This window comes from Chamaesiphon sp. OTE_8_metabat_110 (assembly GCF_031382685.1).
Taxonomy (GTDB): Bacteria; Cyanobacteriota; Cyanobacteriia; order Cyanobacteriales; family Chamaesiphonaceae; genus Chamaesiphon.
Genome location: NZ_JANMZA010000584.1, coordinates 1 through 7179 on the forward strand (window position 1 = coordinate 1; position 7179 = coordinate 7179).

The window sequence follows — 7179 nt, forward strand, 5'->3', positions numbered from 1 at the left end:
TCGGTACCGCCAGAAATGACGCAGCAAATCGAGGCAAGGTTGGGCGAAACGATTTCAGCTAGTCAGCCGGGAACGTTAACAACTTTCGATCCGTGGGCGAGCTATTGTCAGGAATTGCGCGGGAAAGTCGATCTGGCAAGCATTCAGCAATCGATCGCGTCTGGTAAATTGACTGTATTTGCCGATGTGATGAATGGTGCGGCGAGTACTGGTTTAGGTAGATTATTAGGTTTGCCGATTACCGAACTCAATAGCAAAACCGATCCGTTATTTGGTGGTGGTGCGCCAGAGCCTTTGCCCAAATATTTGTCCCAACTGATGCGGACGATCCGCAGCCATGCCGGGGAACCAGGGGTGAGAGTCGGTTTGGTATTCGACGGGGATTGCGATCGGATTGCGGCTGTAGATGGCTCTGGTGAGTTCCTGAGTTCGCAGATTTTGATTCCGATTCTGATCGAGCATTTAGTCAAGCGGCGCGGCTTTACAGGCGAAATCATCAAGACTGTCAGTACTTCCAATCTCGTCCCCAGAATGGCGAAGCTGTACGACTTGCCGATCTATGAAACCCCGATCGGGTATAAGTATATCGCCGATCGGATGCTCGATACACCCGTGCTGATCGGTGGCGAAGAATCCGGCGGGATCGGTTATGGCAACCATATCCCCGAACGCGATGCGCTACTCTCGGCATTATATCTCCTCGAAGCGATCGCCAAATCCCAACAAGATCTAGGTGACTTATACCGCCAACTTGAGTGTCAAACTAACTATGACTTTAAGTACGATCGCGTAGATCTACATTTGGCAAATATGGACGTGCGATCGCGACTAATGGCTGAATTGGAACACAAATCATTTGCCAAAATTGCTAACATAGAAGTAAGCGATCGCAATTTAGTAGACGGGTACAAATTTAACTTAGCTGATGATAGTTGGCTGTTGATTAGATTTAGTGGGACAGAACCAGTCCTGAGACTTTATTGCGAAGCTGCGACGATCGATCGCGTGCATGAGACGCTTGCCTGGGCACAAGATTGGGCAAAGTCAGTATCCTAAAAAGAGCGATCGTTGCATTAATCAAATTACAGATGGTGGCAAACTTCCACTGAGAGTTAATCATGAAAAATTTTCTTGGTTTAGCAACGATCGCTAGCACGCTTTTGACTTTATTTACTCCTCAATTAGGTAGATCGCAGGGCGTTTTTGTCCAACCCTTTCCATCGAGCGGGTACTCATCAACTACGATCTACATACCTGCGCTCCCACAAGATCGCGGGTATATTAACAACGACATCAATACAACCACGATTATCAACCCGATCTCACCCAATATTTATCCTAACGGCAACTCGTTTCCCGGCAACCGCACTACTCCTTATTACGGTAGTGGGTTTCCCAACAAACCATTTGTGCCACCTTCGCCGATATTAATCTACCCGCAGCAGAACTACTATCCCGGTGCGATCCAATCTGCATGTACGACTTCGATAATTGGTAGCCCAATTCCCAGTCCGATCGCCCTCAACCGCTATACTGGTACACCCTGCCGTTAGGATCGATTTTTTGAATTAGGGCGATGAGTGAGGTTGGGTAAAAGGTTAAGAGGTAAAAGGTAAGAGGTAAGAGGGGTTTTCGCCATTGATTTTAGAAGTAGCCATCCTCGATCTCAAGCCTAGTGTCGCTGATGATTTTGAAGCTGCTTTTAGAGTGGCTGCAAATATTATTATAGGGATGCCGGGATACATTTCGCATGAACTGCAACGTTGTCTAGAAAATCGCGATCGTTACATTCTGCTGGTACGTTGGGAAAAGCTCGAAGACCATACAGTTGGCTTTAGAGGTTCTCCCAAGTATCAAGAATGGCGATCGTTGCTGCATCATTTCTACGATCCGTTTCCAACAGTCGAACACTATCAAATGTCTTCTCTGAATTGAGCAACGCCATTTGACCGAATTCTTGTTCTTGATTAGTTGTAGGGTGTGTTACTCCGCAGCGGCTCGCGCTCCTCGGGTTTCCCGTTCGCGCAGCGTCTCCAAAGGAGAGGGTTTAGCGAGACAAGACAGGATAACGCACCAACCGTCTAGTTTTCTATCTATCTGGTGCGTTACGCTTCGCGATAACACACCTTACATTGGCGATTTGGGCGATCGCGATCGTCACCCATCCAGATTCAGCATCGAGCCGAAACTTTTGCTTGGGTACTAATAAAATATCTGTCTGCGCCGCACATAGAGCTGCTGCTTCCGCAACACTTGCAGTCCCGACCGATGTCAATACCAATTGCGACGATTCTCTTTCAGAGAGGCTCCGCCAACGAACCACCGTGACGGAATTTAGCCGTTCTGGGCTGTATGTTTTTAAAAACCAACCCGATTCGCAACAATAATCTATCAATCCTGGCTCATTTGCCTTGCGATCGAGTGTTGCAATCCCCACAATTGTGGCAAGATCTAGATCGTACTCGGCGAATACCGACTCGATCGCGCGTTGGATCGCTAGTTGAGAGACACCCCGCTGACAGCCGATCCCTACCCATAAATACATGTCAAATGAAGTCACTGGTAAAACTCTATATCTAGTCGGTACGCCGATCGGCAATCTGGGTGATATGACAATGCGGGGACTTCAGGTATTGCGGGACGTCGATACGATCGCGGCTGAAGATACGCGACATACGGGTAAATTGCTGCATCACTTTGAGATTAAGACGCCGCAAATTAGCTATCACCAGCATAACGAACAGCAACGCATTCCCGAATTGATCGGTCAATTGCAAGCGGGCAAATCGATCGCGTTGGTGACAGATGCGGGAATGCCAGGAATTTCCGATCCGGGTTATCTGATTGTCGCAGCTTGTGTGGCGGCGGGGATTCGGGTGATTCCGATTCCGGGGGTGACGGCGGTGGTGACGGCGGTGAGTGCGTCGGGATTGCCAAGCGATCGATTTGTGTTTGAGGGTTTCTTGCCAGTCAAGGGACAGGAACGACGCGATCGATTAGAAGCAGTTGCTGGAGAGGCGCGGACGCTGGTATTTTATGAGTCTCCCCACCGTTTGCGACAGACTTTGGCAGACTTTGGGGCGACATTTGGTACCGAGCGGCAAATTGTCATCGGCAGAGAATTAACCAAATTACATGAGGAATTTTGGCGGGGAAATATCGGAGCAGCGATCGAGCATTACACCCACACCGAACCGCAAGGCGAATACGCGATCGTCATTGCTGGCGCTCATGTCAGCCATCCAACCCTCTCGGATGAGGCGATCGAGCGGGCATTAATCGAGTTAATGCTGAATGATACATCGCGTTCTCAAGCCAGCCGAATTGTCGCCGAACAAATTTCCCAATCGCGCCGCTATGTCTATCAATTAGCACTTGCGATCGATCTGGATGTTGCGAGGGAAAGAGATTAAAAGGTAAAAGGTAAGAGGTAATGAGTAAGAGTCCCAGTAGGGTGGGCAGTGCCCACCATCTAGGTTTCAGGCTTTTCTAACATGAAAAATATTTGTGCCGACCTACTTATGAGTAGCTGGTTGCGAATATTTTTTGGATAGGGATTACCTGAAACCTATGTGGTGGGCACTGCCCACCCTACATAACTACATAACCGTCCACCCGCATAACTACTTTTACCTTTTACCTTTTACCTCTTACCTTTTACCCATTACCCAATAAAGTTACCCCAAACTACTTATACACCGAACCCATATAATTGCCCCATAACTGAGCAGCTTGTGCGCTACTGCCGTTAGTAGGTGAATTATTATCATTCCCCAGCCATACCCCCGTTACTACCTTACGATCGGGAATAAACCCAATAAACCAGAGATCGACGTTATCATTGGTAGTTCCAGTTTTCCCGGCTTCCCCCAATCCAATGGCGGCGTTTTTACCAGTACCGCCAGTTACCACCCCGCGCATCATGGTTGTGAGTGTATCGGTGGTGCCAGTTGTTAAGACTCGCTTAGAGGGAGTATCTTTGGCATAGTCATAGATGAGGCGACAATTGCGAACTTGCTTGAGATCGCAATTGCTCGTATCGTACACTCGTTTGATGACGCGTGGCTGATGCCAGATCCCTCGATTGGCAACCGCTCCATAGGCTCCAGTAATCTCCAGCATATTGACGACACTTTGACCCAGAATTAGCGCTGGGACTGGATCGAGCTGAGATTTAACACCCATCTTCTTGGCAGTTTCGATCGTCTTATCCAAGCCGACATCCCGTGCTACTCGCAGCGCGATCGGGTTTTCTGACAAGGTAAACCCGGTATACATATTTACCGCGCCGGACGCACCATGATTGCAAGCTGGAAATGTTCTACCCCCCCACGATAGTGGATCGCAGGAATAGGTCTTTCCCGGCGATATACCGTCTTCGATCGCCGCAGCATACCCAAACAGCTTAAATGTCGATCCGGGCTGTCGCTGGGCATCTACGGCGCGGTTGAATTGACTTTTTTGATAGTCGAGACCGCCGACCATCGCTTTGACGATGCCAGTACTGCTATCGAGGCTGAGAATGCCGCCTTGGGAAAAGCGGTAGCTCCCACCAGCGGCGGCGATATTCTGCCGGAGTGCTGATTCGGCTTTGGCCTGCATCTTTAGATCCACACCAGTCTCGATCGCAAAGTTTCCCTCTTTAGCCGTCTCAACGCCTAAGATTTCTTGGAGTTCTTGAAAGACATAGCTATAGAGGTAGGGTGCCTTGGTATTTGTAATCGGGGTACAAGCTTCCGATCGATAGTTCAGTGTCGATCTTCTTGCTTCTCTCGCTTCGGCTGGAGTAATCGCACCAGTTTCGAGCATTCTAGTCAGTACTAGGTTGCGCCGTTCTTTGGCTTTCATCCCCTTGCGCCCTTGTTTATCCTCCACACAGGGGTTGAACATATTGGGACCGGGTAAAATGCCGACTAACATGGCGGCTTCGGGTAGGGTCAGATCGCGAGCGGATTTACCGAGATAATGCTGGGAAGCATCCTCAAATCCGTGTGCGTCATCTCCCAAGAAGACGCGATTGAGATAGGTGAGTAAAATTTTATCCTTACTATATGTCGCTTCCAGCTTGAGCGCTACCACTGCTTCCCGCATTTTGCGGGGGAGATTGTCTTCGCTCCCGACATACGATCGAAACAAGCTCCGCGCTACCTGCTGTGTCACCGTACTCGCACCTTGAGTGAGTTTCCCTTTTTGCCTAGAGACTACCAGCGCGCGTCCCACACCCCAAGGATCGACACCAAAATGCCAGTAAAAGCGACTGTCTTCTGAGGCAATCAGCGCCTTGAGTAAATAAGGTGAAAAATCTGTTAAGGCTGCTAGATCCTTGTGTGCGCCGACTTTCGGCGGACGGAGGGTGTCCTCCATCCCCTCGGCATAGACCATTACTGGCCCATTGGCATCTGGTAAAGGGTTAACATTAATTTTGGTAGATTCTGCCGCGATCGCCAGTAAGAGCAGACTCAATATACTCCCCGTCCCATACAATCCGTACCGCAAAACGCGCAGATGGACAGGCGGCGGATCGAGATAGGTAATTTTGACTGCGGCTTTGAGTTCGGGCGGGCCGAGGGTAAAGGTATCGCCATCTCTAAGCGTAATTCGATCGACTCTTTTCTTACCGCGATAAATCCCGTTCGTGGAACCCTCATCTTTGAGTAAAAAAGTCGTCCCTTTTTGACGATCGCGACTCAATGATAGATGAACTTGACTGACGACCTCATTTCGCACGACAATATCACAAGATTGGGAACTGCGGCCCAACACATATTTCTCCCCCAGCAGCGGAAACATGTCCGGTTGTGGTGCATCAGCATCTTGCACCAAGAGTTTGGGCACTCGCGCATTCGGCTTGAGTGCCAATCGGGTAAAGTTAACTTTCGTCCGATTGATGACTTGACTCAATTGAGCCAGAATTGTCTTTTTGGGTGGCTGAGCAGACATTTAGGGGCTGGGGTTAGGGATTTAGCAACATCATACAGTTACCCCAGTCGTGGCAAGACATCACCGTAGACCTGAGTATTCTTATTTTAGCCCACGCCGCCCAATGTATGAGGATCCTAAAAGTAGACGAATTTCAAGCTAAATTCGTCAATGATGTCGATCGTGTCAGGAGATCCCATTCGTGACAACTTAAGCTTTGACCTGCATTGGCAGGTCGAAGCTATCGCAAGTGTCGATCGGGTTTGACGGTCGATCGATCGTTGCTAAACGACGCGCAAGCTTCGAGAACTTTTGTACTTCGATCTAGCCAGAAAACTCGAACGCGCAGCGCGCCACCAAGGCGGTCGCCACATTTAGGTTATTCATTTCACAGACCTGCCATGTAGGACACAAGGCTAACGATCGATAGAGCCTAGAAAACCCCTCACTCTGAGGGGTTTCGACTAAAGGCGGCACCCAGATTTGAACTGGGGGATGGAGGTTTTGCAGACCTCTGCCTTACCACTTGGCTATGCCGCCATATCCAGATTGCTAGTATACCAAAGTTTAGTCACAATGCAAATAGCGAAGTGGTAATTGCTGGGCAACCAGCGGTGGTTGCCCAGATGGGTACTACATTTCCGCAGCCGCCCGTTCGATGAGGCGTCGGGCTAGAGTCTGAGTACCAGTATGGGTATAGTAGTTGGTACTGACATCCAGGAAGGCACCGAGATAGTCGAGCTTGTCATCAGTGATTTCGACAAAGTTGCGGAGATTGCCGACAACTGATTGAGGTGTTAGACCGCGAGAACTGACAAAATCATTCATCCAGCCACTGACAGAGCCAAAGCTCTCAGTGATGAAGCCTAATTTTCCACCCGTATCGCCGCCAGGGATTTGGTCTTGGATGCCTTTGAACGTTTGATTCTTTTCGAGTTCGTGAGGAGCCATGCCGCCCATTTTATCCATCACCATGCCGATAAAATCTGGCCCCAAGGGAATCAGCCCATCGAAACAAACCAGAGCCGCCATCCGCATCAGGGACTCGCCACCATAATCGCCTAAAGCCGCCAGGAAGTCACCGACGCTATCGCCAGGAATACCGTTAATCTGACAAAAAGCGACGATTTCGGCAACCAATTTGACGCTTAAGTCGATAGTTTGAGACGTTTCGGCTTTGGGAGTAATGTTACCCAAAAACCCTAACATCGAGAAGCTTTCGCCGACTTTATTCGCCATTGCCGCCGCACCGAGCAGGCG

General features: G+C 49.5%; 7 protein-coding genes and 1 tRNA gene. 4 read left to right on the forward strand and 4 right to left on the reverse strand.

Annotation, left to right across the window (positions count from 1 at the left end):
• From RMO52_RS21090 to RMO52_RS21100, 3 genes are all read left to right on the forward strand, one after another.
• A partial coding sequence (locus RMO52_RS21090; protein WP_310418215.1) for a phosphoglucomutase/phosphomannomutase family protein occupies positions 1-1056 on the forward strand: 1056 nt, incomplete at its 5' end.
• A gap of 62 nt (positions 1057-1118) precedes the next feature.
• Positions 1119-1553 carry a hypothetical protein gene (locus RMO52_RS21095; RefSeq protein ID WP_310418217.1) on the forward strand — a complete coding sequence of 145 codons (435 nt, stop codon included), beginning with the start codon at positions 1119-1121 and terminating at the stop codon, positions 1551-1553.
• Positions 1554-1638: 85 nt separating this feature from the next.
• Positions 1639-1935 carry an antibiotic biosynthesis monooxygenase gene (locus RMO52_RS21100; RefSeq protein ID WP_310418220.1) on the forward strand — a complete coding sequence of 99 codons (297 nt, stop codon included), beginning with the start codon at positions 1639-1641 and terminating at the stop codon, positions 1933-1935.
• Positions 1936-2089: 154 nt separating this feature from the next.
• On the opposite strand, the gene RMO52_RS21105 is transcribed toward RMO52_RS21100, so the two are convergent.
• Positions 2090-2560 carry a cobalamin biosynthesis protein gene (locus RMO52_RS21105; protein ID WP_310418224.1) on the reverse strand — a complete coding sequence of 157 codons (471 nt, stop codon included), beginning with the start codon at positions 2558-2560 and terminating at the stop codon, positions 2090-2092.
• On the opposite strand from RMO52_RS21105, the gene rsmI reads away from it, so the two are divergent.
• Complete coding sequence (rsmI, locus tag RMO52_RS21110; protein ID WP_310418227.1) at positions 2544-3413, forward strand: 16S rRNA (cytidine(1402)-2'-O)-methyltransferase; 870 nt, start codon at positions 2544-2546, stop codon at positions 3411-3413. The genes RMO52_RS21105 and rsmI overlap by 17 nt on opposite strands.
• 274 nt (positions 3414-3687) lie before the next feature.
• Here the strand turns inward: rsmI and RMO52_RS21115 are convergent, their stop codons facing one another.
• The 3 genes from RMO52_RS21115 to RMO52_RS21125 form a co-directional block, all read right to left on the reverse strand.
• On the reverse strand, positions 3688-5940 hold the full coding sequence (locus RMO52_RS21115; protein WP_310418230.1) for a transglycosylase domain-containing protein: 2253 nt from the start codon (positions 5938-5940) through the stop codon (positions 3688-3690).
• A gap of 447 nt (positions 5941-6387) precedes the next feature.
• Positions 6388-6459 (reverse strand) — tRNA-Cys (locus tag RMO52_RS21120).
• A 93-nt stretch (positions 6460-6552) separates the two neighbouring features.
• The coding region (locus RMO52_RS21125) for a hypothetical protein (RefSeq protein WP_310418235.1) at positions 6553-7179 on the reverse strand (627 nt) is incomplete at its 5' end.